Source organism: Paenibacillus sp. Root52 (assembly GCF_001426865.1).
GTDB lineage: Bacteria > Bacillota > Bacilli > Paenibacillales > Paenibacillaceae > Paenibacillus.
In genome coordinates this window covers 322196-346273 of sequence record NZ_LMFO01000029.1, presented here as the reverse complement: position 1 = coordinate 346273, position 24078 = coordinate 322196, and the positions used below count along the sequence as shown (strand labels likewise).

Here is a 24078-nt window from a genome sequence, read left to right as displayed (position 1 = left end):
TCACATCCGTTCTGGTGCTTTTACACCTAGCAAGTTCAAACTGTGTGCCAAACGTTCTGCCGTACGTTCGGTTAACGTTAACCGGAAAGCTCTTTCTTCCAGTGGTGCATCTGCGATCCGTTCTGCATGATAGAACCGGTTAAATGCCTGTGCAACATCAATTGCATATTTGGCAATGACGGAAGGCTCATTGCGTTGCACGGCTTTGCTCAAATATTCAGGATAATGAGCCAGCAGTTTTAACAACGCCCAAGTTGGTTCACTCGTGGTTACTTTCTGCTTCGTGCTGTTGTTCTCGCGATCAATCGTTGTTAGCTCCTCTTCAAGACCTTTCTCCACTTCGGCAACTTCTCTCGCCTTAGCCAGCACACTTTTAATTCGAGCATAGGCATATTGCACATAAGGACCCGTCTCACCTTCAAAGCTCACCGCATCTTCCAACGAAAAATCGATATCATTCAGACGATTGTTGCTTAGATCTCCAAATACGATTGCCCCTACACCCACTGCCTCCGCCACCTCCTGCGGATTAGGCAGGTTGGGGTTCTTCTCCTGTATGATCTGCATTGCACGGGAGACCGCTTCATCTAATACTTCTTGTAAAAAGACGACCTTACCACGACGAGTAGACATTTTCCGTCCTTCGAAACGCATGAGACCGAACGGAATATGCTCACAATTCACAGACCAGTCATGACCCATTCGGGATAACACCGCGAACACCTGATTGAAGTGCAGCTTCTGCTCACCTCCGACCACATACAACATCTTGTCTGCTTTCATTACATCATGCCGATATATTGCCGTGGCTAAGTCCCTTGTTGGATAGATCGTTGTTCCGTCTTTTTTGATAATTAAGCAAGGTGGCATATTCTCTTCTTCCAGGCGCACCACAAGTGCTCCATCACTCTCTTCCAGCAATCCTTTCGCTCGGAGTTCATCTACAACTGCACCCATCTTATCGTTGTAAAAGCTCTCACCAAGCGTGTGGTCAAATTGAACGTTTAACCGCTCATACATTCGATCGAATTCCTTCATGCTTACTTCAACGAAAAAAGCCCATAGCTGCTTAGCTTCTTCATCCCCTTGCTCAAGCTTGCGGAACCAATCTCTTGCCTCAATCTCCAAAGAGGGATCATGTTCAGCCTCATCGTGAAAACGAACATATAATTCAAGCGAAGTGCGGATTGGTTCTGCCTGTAATGCGGCATCGTTTCCCCACCGTTTGTAAGCCGCAATCTGTTTACCAAACTGGGTACCCCAGTCCCCCAAATGATTAACACTCACCGCGGTATAACCCGCTTCATTATACAGACGATATAACGCAGCGCCAATGACCGTTGAACGCAGGTGTCCGACGCCAAACGGTTTGGCAATATTGGGAGAGGACATATCAATCACAACACGAGCAGCATTACCTTCCTCAAGTTTGCCAAATCCAGGCTGCCCCAACTCCTGGAGCAGCTCCGCTGCCAGCTTTTCCCGTTTAAATCGGATGTTGACATACGGCCCTGCTGGAACAGCCTCCAGAATATCCGATTGCAATGCACTCGCAATCTCCGTTGCGATGGCTACGGGAGCCTTTTTCAACGACTTAGCTAACACAAAACACGGAAACGCAATATCCCCCATCTCCTGTTGCGGCGGTACTTCCAAAAGCTTGAATACCTCTGCTTCTTCGAGCCCTGCTAAGGGGGCAATATGTGAAGCGGCCTGCTTTTTCAACATATAAAACACTCCTTGATCATTAATAAATATACGTAAATTACAAAACAAAAAAAGCCCTCGTCTCCTATAACAAGAGACGAGAGCTATTATTCACAGTTCCCGCGGTACCACTCTAAGTGAACAGTATCTAGGTACACGAATGATTCGTCCTACTACTGTTCCGCTCGGTGCGATTAACGGTCGCAAGCCGGATTACCCTCACACTGATGAGTTACAATACTGCAGACATGTAAACATCACTTCGGACAACCATCTCACAGGTGCGTTTCACACAGATCATTTCATACCGGCTTCCACCCGCTCCGGCTCGCTGTCATGTATGGGTCTGGTTACTCTCCTGATCACAGATATTGGTAAGTTTCAATTCATTGCCATCATTATACAGACTGAGACCTGCTTTGGCAACTGGTAAACCTTACTTCCAATACTTTATCTTCGTTGTACAATCTCGTACGACTGATGCTCTAGATGCATAATGGGTCTACAAAATTTCAACGTTTCTCATCAAAAATCCCCTTAAGAGATTACACATCTACATAGATGCTCTGCAAACGTTATTTGCTTTAAGGGGACTAGGCTAATCTGCTATATATTCACGTACCATTATGCCACGACTACCGCCATCATGCGGCACGCCTCTGCGCATTTACGGCAAGCTTCCGCGCAGGCTTGGCAATGATCATGTCTATGCTTCTCACATTCCGCCGCGCAGGCTTCACATGCTTTTACACATAAATCGCAAATCTCAGCGATAAAATCACTTCCACGTGTCATCGCTTGTGCAGCAAACCCACAGATCTCTGCACATTCTCGACTCAAACGAATGCAATCACGCAACATGGCTAGATCATATTCTTTTAAGCTTGATATGTAACTTACGTTGCAAGCATTCATGGACTCCAAGCAAGCATCAATACATTGTTGAATTTGTTGTTGTGTCATTTAAAGTTACCTCCCAGGCAAAGTTTCCTATGCTTCTTAATACCCAGCCTGGAGGACCCTTGAATCATTACCCTGTTTTTACCGCTTCGAGTGCCAATAACTGGTTTCGGATAATGGTTTGATCAAAATGCTCACCGATGAACACCGCAACATTGGGCACATCGCCCTGAGGTGTGATTTTCATGTAGTCCGATTCACGATAAGCATACTGGAACCAAAATCGGCTGGCTGTATCGCTAAAATTCAAAATTCCCTTTGCACGATACACATCCCGAGGCAATTGTGACACAAAGGATTCAAATGCTTCACTATTCACCGGCGCACTGAAATAATGCGTGTACACCATCACATGTTCATGTGATGCATGCGGATGAGGCTGATCATTAATCCCATGCGTATGTTCATCATTATGATCATGGGGATGATCACCGTGAGAACCATCGGAATCCTCATGTGAGTGATCATGTCCTACCGGATTATCCGGCGATGATTTATGCTGTCCATGGGTACATCCATGTGCTGCACAGGCTTCCGTATGGACATGTTGTCCTTCACTGTGATGATGCTCTGATTCACTACGTGATGCACTTCCGTGGACAGCAGCGCCACTTTGAAGCAACATATCTAGATCGACCTCACATTTAACGGTTGGGATAACCGGGGCAAAGGCATTCCATTTCGCGAGTAATTGCTTTAAGCTGTCTAGTTCCTGCTCGTTCACACGATCTATTTTGTTCAATAGTAATACAGACGCACAGCGAATCTGTTCTTGCATCAGCTTGTATGTCTGACCCTTCTGCTCCAGATATAATCCAGACAAATGTGCAGCATCTACTACAGTGATCAAGCTCTTCAGCTCTATACGCATGTACAGTGACGTTTCCGTTACTGCATCGAGAATTTCCATCGGATTGGCTGCTCCCGTTGCCTCGATAATAATAACATCGGGAGATTCCGTCTGCACAAGTTCAGCAAGCTGCAATCCTAAGTCTCCACGCACCGTGCAGCATATACATCCACCCAGCATTTCGGTCATCGGAACGGAGGAATCTACAACTTGTCCATCTAAATTCACTTCACCTAACTCATTCATAACAACAGCAGGTCGTAATCCTTGTTGCTTCCAATGTTCAATCAATTGAACGAGCAGGGTTGTCTTACCGCTTCCCAAAAAGCCTGACAATATATATACAGGGATGGAATGATTCTTTACAACAGTTTCATTCATTGTTATACACCTCTTTAGCCTGACCATCGAATCTGATCAATTTCTACCCTAGGAGTGTACACCAAGTAGGATTCGCTTTGCAATATGTACGTACCCTGTACTCCTCGCATTGCCTGATTTCGCTGGATGGTCTATGCTATGGAGACATGAAATGAGGAGGATCGTTTAAGATGATTAATTCAGTGGAACAACATCGCCAGGAAGCCCCTAACACGGTTTCATGTATGATTATTACGGTCTCGGATACTCGGACGAAGGATACGGATACAAGTGGTCAGCTTATGCATCAGCTCTTGTCTGAAGCGGGCTACCAAGTTATCGACTACATCATCACACCTGATGAATCCGATCAGATTCGAGCAATCCTGCAGGATGCGGCTGTTCGCGATGATATAGAAGCAGTGCTGCTCAGCGGAGGAACTGGCATTGCACCTAGGGATACGACATTTGAGGCTGTATCTTCACTGTTAGATAAGGAGTTGCCAGGATTCGGTGAGATCTTCCGCTTCCTTAGTTATACGGAGGATATTGGATCTGCAGCTATTCTTAGCCGTGCCGTGGCAGGAACGATTGGACGTACAGCCGTGTTCTCTATGCCAGGTTCCAGAGGAGCTGTCAAGCTGGCTATGGAAAAGCTTATTTTGCCTGAGTTACGACATGTAATGCGAGAAATATACAAACCCGTCTGAGCGCTCAGACGGGTTTTCATTGTTTGGTTTTATTTTAAATACGTATCCGAGCTATCTGCGGTCAATCCAACGTAATGTTCACACGCAACGAAGAAAACAGTCATATTTTAGTCCAACTTATATAACATATGATCGAACACCTGCAACACTTCATCCTCGTAGACATCCTTTTGCCCACCTGAAGCAGTATAGACCATAGATACATACCCTTTACTACGAATCGATGTTTTGCCTAATACATTCTGCAGTACAGCCTGATTCTCAGCATTGCCATACATTTCTTTCATGCGAAGTGTCCGCGTATGATCATCGCCAAAAATATGAACTTTTACAACATGCCGTCCACTTCCGTTCAACAGATACATATACGTAATTCCACCCTCACCGTCATCAGCAGACATGTTATTCATCAGCTTTATGCCTTTTTCGTTGAACGCCCGATCCAACTCTTGAATAAAAACTCCGTTCAAACCATGCCCCTGCGATTGTGCACGGATATTCCCTTCGTTTGTAGCTTGCCCGGAATAGATTTTAACTTCCTGTGAAGTGGAGGATGATGAGCATCCTACGAGCAACAAAATGTTTAATGCTAACATGAGGCTTGTTCGTGCAAGTGCATATGGCTTCATTTTAGGTGATTGACCTTGAGTTGTAGTATCCACGCTACTCTTCCCTTCCGTCACGATGCTGTGACATCGTATGGTAGAGTTAGCATGTCTAAGAGAATCGAATCTTATTCGATTTTGATATTTAAATTGATGCCTCCATTGTATTTACAACCGTGCGCCCAACAGCTTCTCCTTGCAGAATTGCTCCCAATGTCTGAGGCAACTGATCCCATGTAATCTCTTGAATGCCTAGTTCAAGTGCACGATCTGGCTTCCACTCACCACCAAGCAGCTTCCATAACCGTTCCCGACGTTCCATAGGGCAATATACCGAATCAATACCTCTGAGCTGAATGCCTCGTAAAATAAATGGAAGCACCGTCGACTCAAATGCTGTCCCCCCGGTTAATCCCGAAACGGCAACCACTCCCCCGTACTGGATCTGTTTTAACCGTTCAGCCAGCGCTGAGCCTCCAACAGGATCAACTACGCCTGCCCACAATTGCTTGCCTAATGCGCCTTTGGCTGGCATGTCTGCTTCTTCTCGTGAAATGATATGTGAAGCACCTAGATCCCGAAGCAGCTGCTCTTGCTTATCCTTTTTGCCTGTGCTGGCAGTCACCTCATATCCTAGCTTTGCTAGGATGGCTACTGCCATGCTCCCCACACCACCCGTTGCACCTGTCACCAAAATTTTGCCCATCTCAGGGGTTACACCCGCTTGAACCAGGGCATCGACAGAAAGTGCTGCGGTAAAACCTGCTGTTCCAATCGCCATGGCTTCTTTTTCACTGAGACCTGGTGGCAGTGGAACCAGCCATTCACTACGGAGACGTGCATACCGGCTATAGCCACCAAAGTGAGATACTCCCGGCTCATACCCCGTACTGATTACACGGTCACCTGGGGCAAATCGTCCGCTCACAGATTCCTCCACAGTTCCCGCGAGGTCTATGCCCGGCACTATAGGATATTCACGCACAACGCCTCCTTTTTCAATCGTAGCAAGTCCATCCTTATAATTGACACTAGAATATTGAACCTGTAGTGTAACGTCTCCGTTAGGCAGATCCTCTTTTCTAAGCTGTTCTATTGCAGCCTTGACCTCCCCATCTTGTTCTTTTCGAACTACGTATGCTGGAAAAGTGTTCTCCATCGTTATCCTCTCCTATTGTTTTTTTTATTTTTTGAAGCAACTCATTTTGGAAGCAACTAAGGAAAACGAAATTCAATTCATGTAGTGAATTATTCATCACAATAATTCATAAGTTTCCTTTTCCCGGTTAGCGATGCCCTTTATACACTTTACTGCTTAAGTCTGTCTGCTACTCGTTAAAAGGTATACTAACGGCCCGAACAGTGGAACAAGACCGATCCAAGCCCAAGCCTGTGAACGTCTACTAATTACGGCATCTCTATATATGGCAAGCACAGATAGCAGGGACAGTATGACAAAATCAATAGTCATAATGTGTACAAATGAGGATTGGCTGAACGCCTCCAAATATGCTTCCATATTCCCTTGTGTCAGCCCATAAAAGAACGTCCCGAAGGTCAATAACAGCAAAACCCCATACGTTAACTTATTTCCTGCCAATCGACGAATACCTGACCTACGATCACTGCCGAAGGATAAGCTTGTGTATGCTGGAGTTAACTTATGTGTTGAGACCCATGCGAAATAAGGTAACAGCGCAAATGCTCCCAACCCAAACGATAGTATAACGAACGGCCATGCCGGAAAGCGTCTACCTCGCTCTTGAGGTGATGTCCGTAATAATAAGCAAGCATAGATCGCGGGGAATATCCCCAGCCACGAAAATACGACAAGTAGCCACGGTTCCTTGCTCTGCATCGTAATCAGTTCTCCAAATATGGGGTCCTCTCCAGGTGGCTGTCCTGGTGCCCATAACCAAGCATAGATGACAAAAACCACCCATATCAATCCTAAAACCCATCTCATATGTACACCTCCTCTATCTTTCATCCCCCACGAAAGTTTGCTTGAAACAGCTATCCATCGGCTGATCGGTGAAGTTATTTGGTAAAGAGAGGTACGATATGTCGAACTAAGAACCCAATCGATTGCAAGATTTGGCGTCTCCTGCGCTTTCCCGAGAAATAATGATGCCATTTCCGCTTACCATCAGTTTCAGTTACACGTAGTATATCGTAATCATCTGACTTCTTGTCCATGACGAATCACACAACTTCGATGAAAGTCATGACTACTGAGGTTCAATACTACGCTCTCCAAATTACCAGGGAAAGAACACGCAGATGAAAAAAAGGCATAAGCCGAGTAACTCCTCGGTTATGCCTTACTCTATGATTAGGCGCTACTCCTCTGTGAATTGAACATGCTCTGCAATCAGCTTCTGTTTCATATTCCAAGCTGCCGGGCTGATGTTCACACGATAAATCTCTGGATTGAGCTTCCGCTGATATTCTGGCCAGAAAAGATTCATCTGTTCCCGATGGTAGCTGCGGATCTCATTTAAGGTTGGTAATTCGTATACTTTGCGCCCATTCACGAAGATAGGTTCTAACATGTTAATTGCTTCGTAGCGGGTTACCGTCTTCTTCAGATAAGGGTGTAGCGGGTTGAACAGCTTGAGCGGCCCACCCTGCAATGGCTGCTCTTCACCTGGATAACAGATATAGTCCGCGATTGCTTTGCCATGTTTCGGATCAATGATCCGGAACACTTCCTTTTTACCTGGCGTAGATACTTTTTCAGGATTGGCTGATATTTTAAGCGTAGGTAGCATCTCACCACCATCAACTTCACGTTCTACCAGCTTATATACGCCGCCTAGAGAAGGCTGGTCAGAAGCCGTAATCAGCTGTGTACCGACGCCCCAAGTGTCAATGCGTGCTCCTTGAGCCTTAAGGTTGAAGATGGTGTTCTCATCCAGATCGTTGGAGGCTACAATTTTCACATAATCCAGACCTGCTTCATCCAGCATTTGACGTGCTTGAATCGATAGATATGCTAAGTCACCACTGTCCAGACGAATCGCATTCATTCTCTTGCCTTGACTCTCCAGCATCTTAGCAGTTTTGATGGCATGAGGCACACCGCTATTCAGCGTATCAAACGTATCTACCAGCAAGGTTACCTGATCTGGTAATACTTTGGCATACACGTCAAAGGCCTCCTGCTCGCTCATGAAGCTCTGTACCCAAGAGTGCGCATGTGTTCCCGCTGTTGGGATTCCAAAACGCTCTCCTGCCAGCATATTAGATGTGGCATGGAACCCAGCAACATAAGACGCACGTGCCCCCCAGATCGCCGCATCCGCTTCTTGTGCACGTCTTGTTCCAAATTCGAGCAAGGTATCTTGGCTTGCTACTTGCTTGATCCGCGATGCCTTTGTAGCAATCAACGTTTGATAATTCATGAAGTTAAGTATCGCCGTCTCCACAAGTTGCGTCTCCATAATAGAGCCTTCTACCCGAATAAGCGGTTCATCAGGGAATACGATTGCCCCTTCCTTCATCGAATGAATTGTGCCCTGAAATGAAAACTGGAGCAATTCTTCCAGAAAGACAGGATCGTAATTTTCCTCTTGTTTCGATAAATACTTGATGTCGTCCATGTTAAAGCGAAGTTGGCTGATGTAATTCACAATGCGTTCCAATCCGGCAAAAACAGCATATCCGTTTCCAAACGGAAGCTTGCGGAAATACGCTTCAAATACCGCTTTTCGCTTGTGAGTTCCATTCACCCAGTGGGCATACATCATATTGATCTGATATTTATCTGTATGTAAAGCCAGGCTAGTCGTCTGCATTTGTCTCATCCTCTCTGACTTCCGCTCATGTTCATAGGCATTACCTTTGAACACAGGTTAACATGTGGAGACTCTCTTCACGATTACATAACATTAACCATATCGTTGTGAATCCAAAAAAGTCTCCGGTTTATTTCATTCACCATATTTAACGCCAATCTAACATAATTACAGCTCGCAGGTTCATTAAGCTATTGGGCAAGAATAGTTTCTCTTGCTTTCACGACTTGAGCCCCTAGACTCGAACGGAAGTGTCCTAGTGCCCACTCATGTCCAGCAGCATTAAAACTGGCTACAGCATCCTCATACACCGTGATGTGAAAGCCTTTGTTGTAGGCATCCACCGCTGTATGTAATACACATATATCGGTACACACACCTATGAGTGCAATATCTGTAATTCCGCGTTCCCTGAGCCGAAGCTCCAGATCTGTTCCACAGAAGGCACTATATCTCGTCTTATCCATCCAACGAATATGCTCTTTCCGATCCTCCATCACTTGGGCTAAGCGTCCATATAGTAGCCTTCCCTCTGTATCCCTAATGTTATGAGGCGGAAAAAGTGTTGTTTCCGGATGGTACGGATCATTCTGTTCGTGCAAATCTACAGCCATAATGACTTCATGCTTATGATCACAGTAATTCTCAGTAATTGCAGCTACAGTCTCTTCAATCTCAACTGCCGGCCCACCAACAGGCAAAGCGCCTGTCACAAAATCTCGGGTAAAATCGATGACAATCAATGCTTTCATCGTCTGCACTCCCTTTATTTTGAGAATAGTCTGAGCCTGATTCAATCCTAAGTCAACTTGGCCAGTTAGGTATAAATGGATAAGCGTGGCACAAGTTCTGTGAAACGATAGAGCTGCGCCGGACGCTGTGAATATTGATTGGAACTGAGTAGGTTGCCCTCTTCATCTCTTACTTCTTCTACGATCCCTTTACGGCTACGCGTTGAAGTAATCTTACGGATGAAATTCGGTTCTTCAAAATCAGGGACAACACTTTGAATGACCTGGTATAATTCACTTAACGTAAAATCACGTGGAAGAAACTGACGTGCAATCGTCGTTTCCAGCATTTGTTGCTGAATCCGGCGATACGCATCTTCTATAATGGTTCGATGATCAAACGCAAGCTCAAGCTCCTCGAGCGCTTCTTGGATCGTAAAGAGTCCAACATCTTCTGCATCGTCTGCAGCCTGACGGTGTTCCAGCATCCATTCCTCCACCAGTGCAAAGAACGCATGTGAGATAATCCAACCCCGTGGATCACGCCCCGGTTGACTATATACATTCAGATATTCTAAATGTCCACCATCGACGCCTGTCTCCTCCATCAGTTCCCGCTTCGCAGCATCGTAGATAGACTCGTTCTCTTGACAAAATCCACCCGGCAGAGCCCATCTTCCCGCAAAAGGCCATCCTTTGCGTTTAATAAGCATAACCTTGAGTTCCCGAATAGGAAGGGTCTTCGTGACAGTCTTCCGCTCTCGTTTGGTCAAGGTGAACATGACGATATCCGCTGGCACGCCATCGGGAGTACGATATTTCTTGGAACTATAAGCACGAGCCGCTTGTTCATCGCTATCAGCATTTAAGTGTTCGTAGTTTTCGCTCATGGGCACCACCGACTATTTTCAATTTGATAATCTCATTATGACATAATAAAATCTTTTGTCAACCTTTGGATTCAGTAGTTTGCTTTCTAACCCCTGCAATACGGAATGTCGCTGTTGCCATACAACCGAGTGTACCGGTAGCATCGCGAACCTCAGATTGTGCTGTAACGCTGCGTCCAGCTTGATGCAGTACCGTCGAGGTCACCATTAATTCCCCTTGTTTCATCGGAGCTAGAAAATGTACATTCAGATTCGTAGTTACACAACTGTCCACTGCCATTGCAGCGGTTGCCACCATTCCCATCGCCTGATCCATCAGAGATGTCAGTACACCTCCGTGGATAATACCCATGGAATTGGTATGGTGCTCACCTGCGGTGAGTCCAATTTGTACTTCTTTTTCATCACCTTTAATATATCGGCAGCCCAGGAAGCCCCAGAATCGCTCCTCGCCCTCTTCAACCATTTTGTCCAAAATACTCATTATTGATTTCCCCTTTATTCTCTTTGGTGTATATCGCTCTTGATGTCCTGTGTTTTAATGAATCTTTTACAGCATGAACTCACACAAAATAACCCCACGAAGTGGAGCCTCTCAATATAATATCTAATTACATTCGAGTCTGTTCCCTGCTTCGTCCTATAAGAGGCTGTTCCGAAATTGAACACACATACTATACATCAAAAAGGCGCGGACTGCGTCCGCACCCTTCTACAACTTAACCGCAGCTCGTCGGAGGTGAATCCGTGCCAGCTTCTACATTTACTTTCTCTGAGACTGTATCTCGAATAACAGAAATTACAAGCTGAAGCAGATAGTTAATATCACTCTGGCTTTGCTGGAATTCAGTTACCAATGGAATGCTGTCCAGTTCATCCTGCAAATCGGTAATTTCTTGTTCGATCTTGTTTACCATATCAGCATTTTTGAAACTTTCGAAGGCAACAATCTCTTTTTGCTTCTTCTTAATTGTTGCAATCAATTGCTGAATGCGCTCATGGTCGCGAATTTTGGATTCTGCCTGTTGAAACTGCCTAACTTCCTCGCTAGTTCCAAGCATATCCGCCAATTCTTTGGCTTTTCCCATAATATCGTCGCGTATGACCAGATCGCGCGTATCGTAGGTCGGCATACCATAATGGTTGTACTGCACTTGCTCCTGCGCCACTGAAATCGCTCCATTCTATGAGATAATATAAGATGGAATACACGCCCTGCACCGAGCCACAATAACTGCTTATGTGACCGCTGCATACTCGGATCGTTCTTTCGATCGCTGTTGTCCCTGTATTTTTTTGATTAGATTATTCAATGGGTAAAATACAGGGACAAAGGCGAGCGTTTTGCTTCTACAGAATCGATTCCGTTCCCTCCGCTACTTTTGCTGTAGTCCGAAGCATACAAAAACCTAAACCATCTTATTGGTTGTGGGTACTGATATTGTTATATTACTGGTTGGCAGCTACTGGCTCGTTAAGCAGGTTGCCGCGAATATAGAATGTCATCGGATCTGTGATCTCCACATGTACGAATGTACCGATCAAATCCTTGGATCCTTCAAAATGAACCAATTTATTGCTGCGCGTCCGTCCTGCCAGAACATTCGAATTCCGTTTGCTTTCCCCTTCAACGAGAACTTCTACCACTTTGCCACGCTGTTTCTCATTGCTGCTCTGGCTATACTCGTTGATCGTTTCATTCAACCGTTTCAGACGTTCCTTTTTCACTTCCATCGGTACATTATCCTCCATCACCGCTGCAGGCGTACCCTCACGCGGAGAGTAGATAAAGGTATATGCGAAGTCATAACCGACTTCCCGAACGAGTGACAATGTATCTTCAAACTGCTCATCCGTTTCTCCCGGGAAACCAACGATAATGTCGGTAGTCAAAACGACATCCGGAATGGCTGTTTTAATTTTGTTTGCAAGCTGCAGATAGTGTTCCCGATTATACTTCCGACTCATACGTTTGAGCACTTCGGTACTTCCTGATTGTACTGGTAGATGAATATGCTCAACCAAGTTTCCACCTTTGGCTAACACCTCGATCAGGCGATCATCAAAGTCACGTGGATGACTGGTTGTGAAACGTACCCGTGGAATATCAATCTTGCGAATGTCATCCATCAAGTCACCGAAGCTGTATTTCAGATCCGTAAAGTCTTTACCATAAGCATTTACGTTCTGACCAAGTAATGTAATCTCTTTGAATCCCTGTCTTGCCAGCTCTCGAACTTCAGCGATCACATCTTCTGGTCGTCTGCTCCGCTCTTTTCCTCGCGTAAATGGAACGATACAATATGTACAGAACTTATCGCAGCCGTACATAATGTTCACCCACCCGCGCATACCTTCGCGTTTTTTCGGCAGATTCTCAATGATATCGCCCTCTTTGGACCATACTTCCACGACCATCTCTTTACTGAACAATGCTTCCTGAATCAGATGTGGCAATCGGTGTACATTATGCGTACCAAAGATCATATCGACGAAACCATGCTTCTGCATAATCCGATTAACGACGCCTTCTTCCTGAGACATACAGCCGCACACACCAAGCAATAGTCCTGGGCGTTCGAGTTTGAGCGTTTTCAGATGTCCTAGCTCGCCGAATACTTTATCTTCCGCGTTTTCCCGAATCGCACATGTATTCAGCAGAATAATGTCTGCCTCTTTGCGATCTTCTGTGGACTGGTATCCCATGGATTCCAGTAACCCTTTGATCGTTTCTGAATCATGCTCGTTCATCTGGCAGCCATACGTATATACAATATAGTGTTTGCCTTTCCCTATGTTTTTCAGTTCATCTGGGATGGCGTTATCGTATAGTACCTGTACGTCTTCCTTGCCCCGCTGTTTCTCCTGACGATGATTCGGCTCCGATTTGATATTGATGTCCCGGCCCCGAATTCGAATCTTTTTGCTGAATTCATCTTGCGAAATTACTTTGGCATCGGAGAAATCAAAATATTGGGAGTAATCCTTTTTTGAGTCTTTAGCCATTTCCTTCGGTCACTCCTTACAGCCTCTATTAATAAAAATTCGTTAGTTCATCTCTAGGTCGCATATAAGCTTTGCACTCCATAATTCAAAAGAGCATTACAGTAAATTATAACATGTATTGGGCTCTAGTTCCACATGCAAAGCGCACGCACCTTCTCCTCTAACAGATGACGAAAGAGTTTCCTGTCTGTGCTTCAAATGCAACAAAAAACCCGAGCCCCGCTGGATGATCCAGCTATAAGGTGTACTCGGGTTGTTGTATGAATGGAGCGCCAAGGCAACTCCACAATTGACACATTACAAATGACTAGTCGATGATTTCAGCAGTATCGCCGTTACGTGCGCCAGCTGCATTTGCTTCATCTGTGTCAATATGCATGTCCAAAGCAAAGGAATCAGATACACGAGCCAGTACATTTTCCAATACCAGACCACGATCTCCGCCCAGACGAACTTTCAGCATTTGCTTGTCCTCAATGCCCCATTTTGCAGCATCGGACGTATGGAAGTGAATGTGACGAGCGGCAACAATAACGCCTTTATCGATCGTTACTTCGCCAGCTGGTCCTTTAATTGTAATGCCTGGTGTACCTTCAATGCTTCCGGACTCGCGTACAGGTGCTTTAACACCAATAGCGAAGGAATCCGTCATCGAAATTTCCAGTTGTGTTTCAGGGCGAACTGGACCAAGGATACGCACTTTATCAAACTGTCCTTTGGAACCAATTACAGCTACTGTTTCGTTAGCAGCGTATTGTCCAGGTTGGGACAGAGGTTTAAACTCAGTCAATTCGTAACCTTTACCAAACAAAATTTCAACGTGCTCTTGGGATACATGAATGTGGCGGGCTGATACGCCCACAGGTACTGTTTTACTCATTGTGAATTTCACTCCTTGTTTATCTATGGCCTCATTAGGCTCTTAACAATTCAATGGTATTATACTCCTTTTTGCAGTGAAATGAAAATGAACTGATGAAAATTCATGAAATACACTTATTTCACCTGAATTTAAACCTGTTTTTGGGAAATCTGTCGTTGATAAAGCCCTACTCTATTCCATCAATGGTTATGATCTTGTAGCACGAGATAACATGTACCTTCTTTCTCAGACGCACACTTCTCTCAGATCATCATGCCCCTTACGACTTTGTTTAAACTTTAACGTTTTCCTACAGGTTCGATTTCAGGCAAATTTTTGCTCAGATAGCTCATACCGTTTCCCCAGATCCAGCCGCGAACCAAGGATTCATCGTAGTGCTTGCATAGTGTATTGATTAAGTTCGGGTAATGTCCTGCGTGTTCAAGCTGTTCGATATATGTAGGAATTCCGTCAAAATCAGACCCAAGCATCAAATGATGCTGACCACCCAGAGAGCAGATCTGTTCAATATGTGGCAATAAATGCTCGATCTGAACATCACCTTCCTGCTTCACAAACCAAGGAACAAACGTGAGTCCTATTCGGCCATCCCGTGTAATAATCGCACGAATCTGATCATCCTTCAGATTACGTACATTCGGACATACAGTAAAGCTGTTGGAGTGTGATGCAATAAAAGGACGTTCACTAAGATCGGCAAGTTCCCAAAATCCCTTTTCGCTTAAGTGTGACACATCTAGCAGCATGCCTATCTGATTACAACGTTGAACCAACTGTCTGCCTTTCTCGGTCAGACCCGCTCCCCGCTGTTCCATAATTCCGTCTGCCGCCCAATTGGCATAATTCCACGTTATACCCACAATGCGAACACCCATCCGATAACAGATCTCTAGATAGAAGAGGTTTCCCTCCAGCCCATCCACACCCTCCAACGTAAGCAACCCCCATGGATGAGGCTGTCCTGCCTCCTGAGTGAGCTGTTCACGCCATAACAACGTCTGTGTGCCTTCTGGACGCTCGTTATTACGTTCCACCTTAGTACGGTATATTTCCAACTGGCTCATGACATGTTCAAACTTACCTCTGCCCAACACTTCGGGTAAATACACAGCAAATGCTTGCAGTCCAATGTTGCCAGTCTGCAGTCGTTGCCAGTTCACATCAAGCTCTGGAGCATCTAGAAAGGAAATCCCCGGCTGTGTCAACATTTTGCTAAGCACATCACAATGATAGTCTGCTATGAGCCATTTTTTCATACGAATTCCCCCTTTTCCACGCTAATATAGTGAATAGAACGCAAAAAACCTGTCTACTTCGTAAACAGGTTTTTGCTAAGAATGCATGTATTATCTGGGCTCCACAATCAGCTTAATGGCCGTTCGGTCCTCACCGTCAATCACAATGTCTGTAAAAGCTGGAATACAAATCAAGTCAACTCCGCTTGGTGCTACAAATCCCCGGGCTATCGCTACCGCTTTAATGGCTTGGTTCAGTGCTCCCGCTCCAATGGCCTGCAGTTCAGCATTTCCACGTTCACGAAGAACTCCTGCAAGTGCGCCTGCTACGGAATTGGGATTGGACTTTGCTGAAACTTTTAATACTTCCATGGTAAGTACCTCCCTGGGAATGTTGAATGTTTGTTTCCACTTACTAGATGTTATTCGCGGGAGGCAAAAAAATTCCTTCTTTTTAGACGGGTTTCCTTGCAAAATGGGACATTGCCCCTATTCCATGCGCCACTCGTCTTCTGTCAGGCGGATTTTTTCAATTCGTGTTGCTGCACCTGTAGATTCGTCAATCTCGACCACTACGCCGTGAAAATGCCATTTGCCGTCGTCTACAACAAAGCGCACAGGCAGTTGTGTATAGAACTTACAGAGCACCGCTTCACGCTCCATACCAAGAATACCATCACGAGGTCCAACCATACCTGCATCTGTCAGGTAAGCTGTTCCACCTGGCAAAATGCGATCATCGTTACTCTGTACATGAGTATGTGTACCTACGACAAGAGACGCACGTCCGTCAAGATGCCATCCCATCGCGATTTTCTCCGAAGTTGCTTCAGCATGCATGTCCACGAGAATACATTTATAATCCTGACGTAGCTCATCTACAATTTCATCAGCTACACGGAACGGGCAGTCCAGTGCAGGTAGGAAAGTCCGCCCTTGCAAGTTTACGATGGCAAGTTCTTTCCCTTCGCCTTTGACCACAGTATACCCTCTTCCTGGTGTGCCAGGAGGGAAGTTCGCTGGGCGAATCATACGTGGTTCATCATCTATAAAATCAAAAATATCCTTGTTATCCCATGTATGGTTACCGAGGGTGATTCCATGCACACCCCAATTGAAAAATTCGTTAGCAATTGCACCTGTAATTCCTCGACCTGCGGCTGCATTTTCACCATTAACAATAATGACATGTGGTTTATATTTATTTTTCAGGTACGGAAGATTTTCTTTCAATGCTTTCCGTCCAACGTTGCCTACAATATCACCAATAAACAGAACTTTCATGGTACTGCCTCCTTCATTCACTACAAAGCTTCAGATTCCGACACTTGCAATACATGGTTATCAACAGGAAAAGTGGCCCATCACTGCGGCCACTTTTCCCAAAATACTCTATTTTGCGTATTCAACCGCACGGGTTTCCCGAATGACGGTGACTTTGATGTGACCTGGATAATCGAGTTCATTCTCGATCATCTTCGTAATGTCACGCGCGAGACGGAATGCTTCAGCATCGTCGATCTTCTCAGGCTGTACCATAACGCGAACTTCGCGTCCAGCTTGAATAGCGTACGATTTCTCGACACCTTCGAACGATTCTGAAATCTCTTCCAATTTCTCCAGTCGTTTGATATACGTTTCCAGTGTTTCGCGGCGTGCACCCGGTCTTGCTGCGGAGAGCGCATCTGCTGCGCCAACCAGCATCGCAATAACCGAAGTTGCTTCGCAATCCCCGTGATGGGACGCGATACTGTTAATTACTACAGGATGTTCTTTGTATTTCTTCGCCAGTTCCACGCCAATTTCGACGTGTGATCCTTCCACTTCGTGATCCAGCGCTTTACCGATGTCATGCAATAGACCTGCACGTCTTGCCAGCGTTACGTCTTCTCCGAGTTCGCCAGCCATCAGCCCAGTTAAGTAAGCCACTTCCATAGAATGTTTCAAGACATTTTGACCATAACTTGTACGGAACTTCAGTCGTCCCAAAATTTTGATCAAGTCTGGGTGCAATCCATGTACGCCAACTTCAAAGGTTGCCTGCTCACCGTACTCACGGATACGCTCGTCCACTTCTTTACGAGACTTCTCAACCATCTCTTCAATACGTGCCGGGTGGATTCGTCCATCTGCCACCAATTTCTCCAGGGCAGTACGAGCGATCTCACGACGGATCGGGTCAAAGCCCGACAGAATAACTGCTTCTGGCGTATCATCGATAATGAGGTCAATCCCCGTAAGGGTTTCAAGCGCACGGATGTTGCGTCCTTCACGACCGATAATCCGGCCTTTCATCTCTTCATTCGGCAATGTCACAACAGATACTGTAGTTTCGGCAACGTGATCAGCCGCACAACGTTGGATAGCAAGCGTAATAATCTCGCGAGATTTCTTGTCCGCCTCTTCTTTCGCCTGCTGTTCGATGTCCTTGATCATTTGAGCCGTCTCGTGACGAACTTCCTGTTCTACGTTGGACAGTATGATACTGCGTGCATCCTCCATAGTGAGATTGGATATACGCTCCAATTCAGTCACCTGGTTTTTGTAGATCATTTCAATTTGCTGCTGTGTCTCATCAATACGTTTCTCTTTGTTAGCCACTTGCTCTTCTTTACGTTCGAGTGATTCCATCTTTTTATCCAGCGACTCTTCTTTTTGCAACAATCGTCTTTCTTGTCGTTGAATTTCGTTCCGACGTTCACGAGTGTCTTTTTCAGCCTCGGCGCGAATGCGATGAATTTCATCCTTCGCTTCCAGCACCGTTTCTTTCTTCAGTGCCTCTGCCTCTTTTTTCGCGTTCTCCACGATTTGTACGGCAGCTTGTTCCGCACTAGAGATTTTAGCCTCTGCAAGAGATTTGCGAATAAAATATCCTACTCCGAACCCAATGAATAGCGCGGCTACAACGAGAGCGATCATGATTGCAGTGTACATACTGTTCACCTCCTCGTTGATTCCTCCAAGGCATTCCTTGGGTCAATTTCAGTTTTCAAGCCTTACATATGTTTGGGAATAAAGATTACCTACGGCGATCCCCCGCCGATTTTCATTTCAAGTGTACATGTTCACCACGTACTATTCGCTCTCAAGCGAACCCATAATCATGAATGGTTGAAATCTCAAGAACCGAAACCGCTTTTTTGGAAGGAAAAAGGGTCTCCATTTCAATAAGACTCATGTCCATTTTAGTATTTGACGAAAGAAATTGTCAAGAGAATGCGACATAGAGTGTCCTGTCTCCTAATCCCACAGTAAAGCGTCGTCATCATCAGGGTCTTTAGCCTCAGTTTCTTCAATTAAACAATTAACGACACGGCGCACCATATCCATCGGAAAACCACGCCGCATCAGAAAAGGAAGCGTTTTGCGTTTCTTCTCAGAAATGTCGCCTTTGACTTGATTCCACTTCTTACGTCCTGCGGTCAAAGCAGTCTCAAATTCTGTATCCCCGCTCACGGTTTCCAAAGCTTCAGCAATTAGATCATTGGCAATGCCCTTCTGGCGAAGTTCTTGCCTTATCCACAGTTTTCCCTTACGCTGACCCTCCATACGCTGACGTGTCCATTCCTTCGCAAATGCTTCATCGTCAATCAAACTCTCCTGCTCCAGCCGATCCAACACCTCTTCAATCAATGGAGGCGCAAACTGCTTCTGCCGCAAACGCTGGCTTAATTCATGCCGTGTACGCGGCTTAAATTCGAGATAACGCAAAGACTGAACATATGTCTGTTGGCGCTCATCAGCCACAACAATTTCCTCAAGATCCTTTTTTACAAATGTGTTGCCTCGCATCAACCGATATTTAATCATTACATCTTCCAGAACAGTAATTGAGTGCATACCGAACTCGATACGATATCTCGCCACTCGTCCCTTCAGCAACCGCTCAACCCGTGTAATGGTCAACTCCTCATGATCGGGAAATTGGGAGATTCCCGTTAACTCTGCTTCTTCAAATAAATCCTCATCATATTTGTCCATGCCTTAATCTCCTTTCATCGTTGCTAATTCTGCTCTCCACGGAAGATCAGACATTATGATAAAAGGCCGGGAGTTTAGCCCGGCCATATCTTATACAGTTAGCGTGCCAACAGCCCCTGTCCTATGGGACAGAGGCTGTTGGACAATGCGAGCCACAAACCTTATTTCCTGTGTATAGTCAAGTCACAATCAGACAAGCCTCAGGAGTTCAGTAAATTACTCGTTAATTTCAAACAATTCTTGTTCTTCTGCTTCTTCTTTTTTCTGATCATCAGTTGTTGGAGCAGGAACTAGCGTCGTTAAATTGCTTTCTTCACGAATTTTTTGCTCAATTACTTGGGCAATTTCTTTGTGCTCTTTCATGAATTGCTTCGCATTTTCGCGACCTTGTCCTAGACGCTCGCCCTCATAGGAATACCATGCACCACTTTTGTTAACGATATCCAGTTCTGTACCAATGTCAATGATACTACCTTCTCTAGAGATACCCTCACCGTACATGATATCAACTTCAGCTTGTTTAAACGGTGGTGCTACTTTATTCTTAACCACTTTTATACGTGTACGGTTCCCGATGATGTCATTGCCTGACTTGATACTTTCAATCCGACGAACGTCCAAGCGAACTGTGGAGTAGAATTTCAAGGCACGACCACCAGGTGTTGTTTCAGGGTTACCAAACATAACCCCAACTTTTTCACGAAGCTGGTTAATGAAGATTGCGATTGTTTTGGATTTGCTGATTGCACCCGACAATTTACGCAACGCCTGTGACATCAGACGTGCCTGCAAACCAACGTGGGAATCCCCCATTTCGCCTTCAATTTCAGCTTTAGGTACCAATGCAGCAACGGAGTCAATAACGACAATATCCACAGCACCACTGCGAACGAGTGCTTCTGCAATTTCAAGCCCTTGCTCACCCGTGTCTGGCTGAGACAGAAGCAATTCATCGATGTTAACACCAAGCTTACTTGCATATTGGGGGTCAAGAGCATGCTCGGCATCGATAAATGCAGCTTGTCCTCCTACTTTTTGCACTTCAGCAATCGCATGTAGTGCTACAGTTGTTTTACCAGAAGATTCAGGTCCATATATTTCAACAATCCGGCCTTTAGGCAAGCCGCCTGTTCCTAATGCAATATCCAGAGCCAAGGAACCGCTGGGAATAATTTCCACTTGCATGTGGGTCGACTCACCCAGTTTCATGATGGATCCTTTACCAAATTGCTTCTCTATTTGACGGAGCGCCATATCAAGCGCGGCACGACGGTCTGACAATATGCTCACACCCTTTACTGTTTATAAGATAATGATACCTTGTTTTAACACGTTTGCCAAGCTTTTTTTCGAACATACATTCGTTTTTTTTGTAAAGGCCGAGGCGCCTCTTCCTCAAGAAAACCTGGAATTAAACAGAAAAAAGAACCGTAAACAAGGCTAAAGTGCCTGATTCTACGGTTCTTCCGTCTGTTAAAATTATACCTGTTTTGCACTGTAAAAGCAAACCAAGCGGAAGAACTAATCTATTTCAACAAGCTTGCGCCACAATCGGTACAAGATAGATTTGGTCGAACGGATGCGAACCGTTTCCCGATTACCGTTAATACGTAATTCATGGATTTCCGTCTCTTTGCCGCGTTCAGCTAGAGCAATGAAGACAAGACCAGGGGGCTTACGCTCAGAATACCCCGGCCCTGCGACACCTGTAACAGCTAATCCAAAGTTAGCATCACCAATCATGCGCACCTGCTCTGCCAATACTTTAGCAACCTCAGGACTTACCGCTCCGGGCGCATCTTCACCCTCAAGATAATCATGAGGAACGTTCAGCAATTTTTCTTTCATCTCATTGGAATAACATACAATTCCGCCTTTAAGAATAGCCGCGCTGCCTGGAATTGATGTCAGGCTCTGCATGACAAGCCCGCCTGTGCAGCTCTCAGCAGCACTAAGAGTCAGACCCATATCAGCCATCATCGTAACGATCGTATACTCAATAGGCACATCCTCATTGGCGTACAGATGCTCTGGCAAACGCTCACGAATCTGAACTTCCATCGCATCCAGCTTAACCTGCGCCTCTCCCTCATTCGGTGCTTTGGTAGAGACACGCACGGTAACCTCCCCTTCGCTTGCATACGGAGCAATCGTAGGGTCTGTCTGTCCGTCGATCAGATCAAGCAGACGATCCTCCAAAGCCGACTCCCCTATACCTGCAAACTTCAGCATTCTGGAATAGATCGGCATCTCTTCTGTCAGAACATGTTGGAAGAGCCATGGCTTAACCTCCTGCTCAAACATAGGAATCAGCTCTTTAGGCGGCCCAGGCATAACTACATAGTGTTTTCCATTGTCCGAGATGGCATTTCCCGCTGCAAGCCCCGTCTCGTTAGCTAGAGGTGTTCCCCCTTCAATAACGATAGCCTGACGGCGATTATTCTCGGTCATCGTAACATTTCGATCCCTGAAAAAGCCTTCTATTTTGTCCATCGCTAGTCGATCTATATGCAGCTTACGACCTAACACTTCAGCCAATGCATCCTTGGTTAAATCATCCTGTGTTGGCCCAATGCCACCGGAAAATAAAATGACATCTGCACGACTCTGAGCAATGCGGATTGCTTCACTAAGGCGACTTAGATTGTCCCCAACAACTGTTTGGAAATACACATCAATTCCGATCGCGGCTAATTCGCGAGACAAATATCTCGCATTGGTATTCACAATCTGTCCAAGCAATAGCTCTGTGCCAACCGCAATGATTTCTGCCTTCATTCTATATCCTCCTGTGCACGCTGTGAGTATTCAAAGGGCAATAGGATGTTTTCCTATTGCCCTTAGTACAAATTGTTCCTTCTAAATTACCCGTTTTCCGGAACGATTACGCTTTTGATAAATTAAGCAAGTTTTTGTTTTTAATAAAATAATCAATTCCTGACCAGATTGTTATAATCGCTGCAGCCCACACTGCGATAACATCCACATGAACCCCTGTGTAAGAGAACGGGAAATTATTCAGCAGAAGCAGTACAATAGCTACAATTTGCACAACGGTTTTTAGCTTGCCCCAATTGCTTGCCGCTACAACAGATCCATCCAGCAATGCAATCTGGCGGAGACCTGTGACTGCAAATTCACGGCTAATGATCACGACAGCGATCCAGGAATCTAACTTGCCCATTTCTACGAGCGAAATGAGTACAGCAGTCACCAACAGCTTGTCTGCCAAAGGATCAAGCAGCTTGCCAAGATTAGTAACCATATTGTTCTTACGTGCCAAGTAACCATCGATTCCATCTGTACTTGCTGCAATGAGAAAAATTACAGCCGCAATCAATTGATTATAAGGAAGCGAAAAGCTTCCAAGCTGCAACGGCTCCGGATAAAATGGAAAATCCACAAGCAGAAACACCATCAAAAAAGGGATTAAGCAAATTCGTGCAAGCGTAATCCGGTTGGGTAAATTCACAAGACGCCCTCCCTCTTATCCTCCAATAACTCCAAACACTCATCTTTATCCCAGACGCATCATCAGAAACTTGTAATTTGTACAGGCCACTTCAGCAACATACCTCACTATGTAAAAAACGCAAAAAATAAAGTCCACCGTTCAAACGTAAAAGCGTTTAAAACGTTCCGGTGACTTCCAGAAAATGTACTGCATATCACAAAGTCAGCAAACGATGATGACTGGGCTAATATGATGGATTGCCAGCAATGCACACTTAGTATAATATACGCCCATTGCAGTGTCAAAAAACGCTTGTGAATTTCAAGCGCCCTGAACGCATGGCTTATTTAAAGTTGGTATACTGCAGATCTAGTGGCAGATTTGCACCGTTCAACAATTGCATTACCGCTTGCAAATCATTCTTACTTTTTCCAGTTACCCGTAGTTGATCACCCTGAATCTGACTCTTCACCTTCATCTTGGAATCACGGATCAAAATATTGATTTTTTTAGCAATATCCTGGTCAATTCCTTGTTTGAAGCTCAGACGTTGACGAACGGTTCCCGAAGAAGCTGGTTCAACCTTGCCATAATCAATGTTCTTCAGCGGCAGACCTCGTTTAGCCATCTTCGATTGTAACACATCAATGACAGACTTGAGCTTGGTCTCGTCATCAGACACAATTGTTAGAGCATCCTTGTCCAATTTCAAGCTACTCTTGCTCCCCTTGAAATCATAACGTGTGCCTATTTCCTTTTCCGTTTGTGTTACGGCATTAGTCAGTTCCTGCAAGTCCATCTTGGACACGATATCAAAAGAATTTTCTGAACTCAAACCGGTCACCCTTTCAGTTATCATATGTTCTGTGTAACATTATAGAGGATACCCTATTGAAAAGTCTAATT

Annotated in this window: 23 protein-coding genes and 1 other annotated feature; of the genes, 1 reads left to right on the top strand and 22 read right to left on the bottom strand. The window is 45.2% G+C overall.

Features of this window, described 5'->3' with window-relative positions:
- From argS to ASD24_RS22555, 3 genes are all read right to left on the bottom strand, one after another.
- Window positions 1–1728 (bottom strand): arginine--tRNA ligase, encoded by a 1728-nt coding sequence (gene argS / locus ASD24_RS22565; protein WP_056700744.1) that lies wholly within the window; start codon window positions 1726–1728, stop codon window positions 1–3.
- 69 nt (window positions 1729–1797) lie between these two features.
- Window positions 1798–2082: a binding site (T-box leader), on the bottom strand.
- Window positions 2083–2331: 249 nt separating this feature from the next.
- Complete coding sequence (locus ASD24_RS22560) at window positions 2332–2670, bottom strand: four-helix bundle copper-binding protein (RefSeq protein WP_056700743.1); 339 nt, start codon at window positions 2668–2670, stop codon at window positions 2332–2334.
- A 67-nt stretch (window positions 2671–2737) separates the two neighbouring features.
- Entirely contained in the window at window positions 2738–3898 is a 1161-nt protein-coding gene (locus ASD24_RS22555; RefSeq protein WP_056700742.1) for a CobW family GTP-binding protein, read from the bottom strand.
- Between the two features lie 170 nt (window positions 3899–4068).
- Here ASD24_RS22555 and ASD24_RS22550 point away from each other — a divergent pair, with 170 nt between their 5' ends.
- A complete protein-coding gene (locus tag ASD24_RS22550; RefSeq protein ID WP_056700739.1) occupies window positions 4069–4587 on the top strand; it encodes a MogA/MoaB family molybdenum cofactor biosynthesis protein in 519 nt (172 codons plus the stop codon).
- Window positions 4588–4694: 107 nt separating this feature from the next.
- Here ASD24_RS22550 and ASD24_RS22545 read toward each other — a convergent pair whose 3' ends face one another.
- The 19 genes from ASD24_RS22545 to ASD24_RS22455 all read right to left on the bottom strand — a co-directional run bounded on the left by ASD24_RS22545 (window position 4695) and on the right by ASD24_RS22455 (window position 24007).
- Complete coding sequence (locus ASD24_RS22545; RefSeq protein WP_056700737.1) at window positions 4695–5249, bottom strand: hypothetical protein; 555 nt, start codon at window positions 5247–5249, stop codon at window positions 4695–4697.
- A gap of 88 nt (window positions 5250–5337) precedes the next feature.
- Entirely contained in the window at window positions 5338–6351 is a 1014-nt protein-coding gene (locus ASD24_RS22540) for an acrylyl-CoA reductase family protein (RefSeq protein ID WP_056700736.1), read from the bottom strand.
- A gap of 156 nt (window positions 6352–6507) precedes the next feature.
- A complete protein-coding gene (locus tag ASD24_RS22535; RefSeq protein WP_056700734.1) occupies window positions 6508–7158 on the bottom strand; it encodes a hypothetical protein in 651 nt (216 codons plus the stop codon).
- Between the two features lie 376 nt (window positions 7159–7534).
- A complete protein-coding gene (locus tag ASD24_RS22530) occupies window positions 7535–8992 on the bottom strand; it encodes a nicotinate phosphoribosyltransferase (RefSeq protein ID WP_056700732.1) in 1458 nt (485 codons plus the stop codon).
- Between the two features lie 191 nt (window positions 8993–9183).
- Window positions 9184–9744, bottom strand: coding sequence for a cysteine hydrolase family protein (locus ASD24_RS22525; RefSeq protein ID WP_056700730.1), 561 nt, complete (start codon window positions 9742–9744; stop codon window positions 9184–9186).
- 65 nt (window positions 9745–9809) lie between these two features.
- The gene (locus ASD24_RS22520) at window positions 9810–10613 is read right to left on the bottom strand and encodes an NUDIX hydrolase (protein WP_056700728.1); all 804 of its coding nucleotides are present in this window, start codon (window positions 10611–10613) and stop codon (window positions 9810–9812) included.
- Window positions 10614–10671: 58 nt separating this feature from the next.
- On the bottom strand, window positions 10672–11097 hold the full coding sequence (locus tag ASD24_RS22515; protein WP_056700726.1) for a PaaI family thioesterase: 426 nt from the start codon (window positions 11095–11097) through the stop codon (window positions 10672–10674).
- Window positions 11098–11332: 235 nt separating this feature from the next.
- Window positions 11333–11746: a RicAFT regulatory complex protein RicA family protein gene (locus ASD24_RS22510; protein ID WP_397338498.1), complete on the bottom strand. Its 414-nt coding sequence runs from the start codon at window positions 11744–11746 to the stop codon at window positions 11333–11335.
- Between the two features lie 316 nt (window positions 11747–12062).
- Window positions 12063–13619, bottom strand: coding sequence for a tRNA (N6-isopentenyl adenosine(37)-C2)-methylthiotransferase MiaB (gene miaB, locus ASD24_RS22505; protein WP_056700721.1), 1557 nt, complete (start codon window positions 13617–13619; stop codon window positions 12063–12065).
- Window positions 13620–13926: 307 nt separating this feature from the next.
- Window positions 13927–14499 (bottom strand): phosphate propanoyltransferase, encoded by a 573-nt coding sequence (pduL, locus tag ASD24_RS22500; RefSeq protein ID WP_017689107.1) that lies wholly within the window; start codon window positions 14497–14499, stop codon window positions 13927–13929.
- A gap of 281 nt (window positions 14500–14780) precedes the next feature.
- Window positions 14781–15758, bottom strand: a complete 978-nt coding sequence (locus ASD24_RS22495; protein WP_056700718.1) for a dipeptidase — start codon at window positions 15756–15758, stop codon at window positions 14781–14783.
- Window positions 15759–15848: 90 nt separating this feature from the next.
- The gene (locus ASD24_RS22490) at window positions 15849–16109 is read right to left on the bottom strand and encodes a stage V sporulation protein S (RefSeq protein ID WP_019005392.1); all 261 of its coding nucleotides are present in this window, start codon (window positions 16107–16109) and stop codon (window positions 15849–15851) included.
- A gap of 117 nt (window positions 16110–16226) precedes the next feature.
- A complete protein-coding gene (locus ASD24_RS22485; RefSeq protein ID WP_056700716.1) occupies window positions 16227–17021 on the bottom strand; it encodes a TIGR00282 family metallophosphoesterase in 795 nt (264 codons plus the stop codon).
- Window positions 17022–17129: 108 nt separating this feature from the next.
- Window positions 17130–18671 carry a ribonuclease Y gene (gene rny, locus ASD24_RS22480; protein ID WP_056700714.1) on the bottom strand — a complete coding sequence of 514 codons (1542 nt, stop codon included), beginning with the start codon at window positions 18669–18671 and terminating at the stop codon, window positions 17130–17132.
- 306 nt (window positions 18672–18977) lie between these two features.
- On the bottom strand, window positions 18978–19718 hold the full coding sequence (locus ASD24_RS22475; RefSeq protein ID WP_056700712.1) for a regulatory protein RecX: 741 nt from the start codon (window positions 19716–19718) through the stop codon (window positions 18978–18980).
- 216 nt (window positions 19719–19934) lie between these two features.
- The gene (recA, locus tag ASD24_RS22470; protein ID WP_056700710.1) at window positions 19935–20999 is read right to left on the bottom strand and encodes a recombinase RecA; all 1065 of its coding nucleotides are present in this window, start codon (window positions 20997–20999) and stop codon (window positions 19935–19937) included.
- A 240-nt stretch (window positions 21000–21239) separates the two neighbouring features.
- Complete coding sequence (locus ASD24_RS22465; RefSeq protein ID WP_056700709.1) at window positions 21240–22496, bottom strand: competence/damage-inducible protein A; 1257 nt, start codon at window positions 22494–22496, stop codon at window positions 21240–21242.
- Window positions 22497–22602: 106 nt separating this feature from the next.
- Window positions 22603–23190 carry a CDP-diacylglycerol--glycerol-3-phosphate 3-phosphatidyltransferase gene (pgsA, locus tag ASD24_RS22460; RefSeq protein ID WP_056700707.1) on the bottom strand — a complete coding sequence of 196 codons (588 nt, stop codon included), beginning with the start codon at window positions 23188–23190 and terminating at the stop codon, window positions 22603–22605.
- 325 nt (window positions 23191–23515) lie between these two features.
- Window positions 23516–24007, bottom strand: a complete 492-nt coding sequence (locus tag ASD24_RS22455; protein ID WP_056700705.1) for a YajQ family cyclic di-GMP-binding protein — start codon at window positions 24005–24007, stop codon at window positions 23516–23518.
- Window positions 24008–24078 lie beyond the last annotated feature (71 nt).

Coding starts and splice junctions, on each gene's coding strand:
- argS (WP_056700744.1), bottom strand. CDS start 1,728: ATGTTGAAAAAGCAGGCCGCTTCACATATTGCCCCCTTAGCAGGGCTC.
- ASD24_RS22560 (WP_056700743.1), bottom strand. CDS start 2,670: ATGACACAACAACAAATTCAACAATGTATTGATGCTTGCTTGGAGTCC.
- ASD24_RS22555 (WP_056700742.1), bottom strand. CDS start 3,898: ATGAATGAAACTGTTGTAAAGAATCATTCCATCCCTGTATATATATTG.
- ASD24_RS22550 (WP_056700739.1), top strand. CDS start 4,069: ATGATTAATTCAGTGGAACAACATCGCCAGGAAGCCCCTAACACGGTT.
- ASD24_RS22540 (WP_056700736.1), bottom strand. CDS start 6,351: ATGGAGAACACTTTTCCAGCATACGTAGTTCGAAAAGAACAAGATGGG.
- ASD24_RS22535 (WP_056700734.1), bottom strand. CDS start 7,158: ATGAGATGGGTTTTAGGATTGATATGGGTGGTTTTTGTCATCTATGCT.
- ASD24_RS22530 (WP_056700732.1), bottom strand. CDS start 8,992: ATGCAGACGACTAGCCTGGCTTTACATACAGATAAATATCAGATCAAT.
- ASD24_RS22525 (WP_056700730.1), bottom strand. CDS start 9,744: ATGAAAGCATTGATTGTCATCGATTTTACCCGAGATTTTGTGACAGGC.
- ASD24_RS22520 (WP_056700728.1), bottom strand. CDS start 10,613: ATGAGCGAAAACTACGAACACTTAAATGCTGATAGCGATGAACAAGCG.
- ASD24_RS22515 (WP_056700726.1), bottom strand. CDS start 11,097: ATGAGTATTTTGGACAAAATGGTTGAAGAGGGCGAGGAGCGATTCTGG.
- ASD24_RS22510 (WP_397338498.1), bottom strand. CDS start 11,746: ATGCCGACCTACGATACGCGCGATCTGGTCATACGCGACGATATTATG.
- miaB (WP_056700721.1), bottom strand. CDS start 13,619: ATGGCTAAAGACTCAAAAAAGGATTACTCCCAATATTTTGATTTCTCC.
- pduL (WP_017689107.1), bottom strand. CDS start 14,499: ATGAGTAAAACAGTACCTGTGGGCGTATCAGCCCGCCACATTCATGTA.
- ASD24_RS22495 (WP_056700718.1), bottom strand. CDS start 15,758: ATGAAAAAATGGCTCATAGCAGACTATCATTGTGATGTGCTTAGCAAA.
- ASD24_RS22490 (WP_019005392.1), bottom strand. CDS start 16,109: ATGGAAGTATTAAAAGTTTCAGCAAAGTCCAATCCCAATTCCGTAGCA.
- ASD24_RS22485 (WP_056700716.1), bottom strand. CDS start 17,021: ATGAAAGTTCTGTTTATTGGTGATATTGTAGGCAACGTTGGACGGAAA.
- rny (WP_056700714.1), bottom strand. CDS start 18,671: ATGTACACTGCAATCATGATCGCTCTCGTTGTAGCCGCGCTATTCATT.
- ASD24_RS22475 (WP_056700712.1), bottom strand. CDS start 19,718: ATGGACAAATATGATGAGGATTTATTTGAAGAAGCAGAGTTAACGGGA.
- ASD24_RS22465 (WP_056700709.1), bottom strand. CDS start 22,496: ATGAAGGCAGAAATCATTGCGGTTGGCACAGAGCTATTGCTTGGACAG.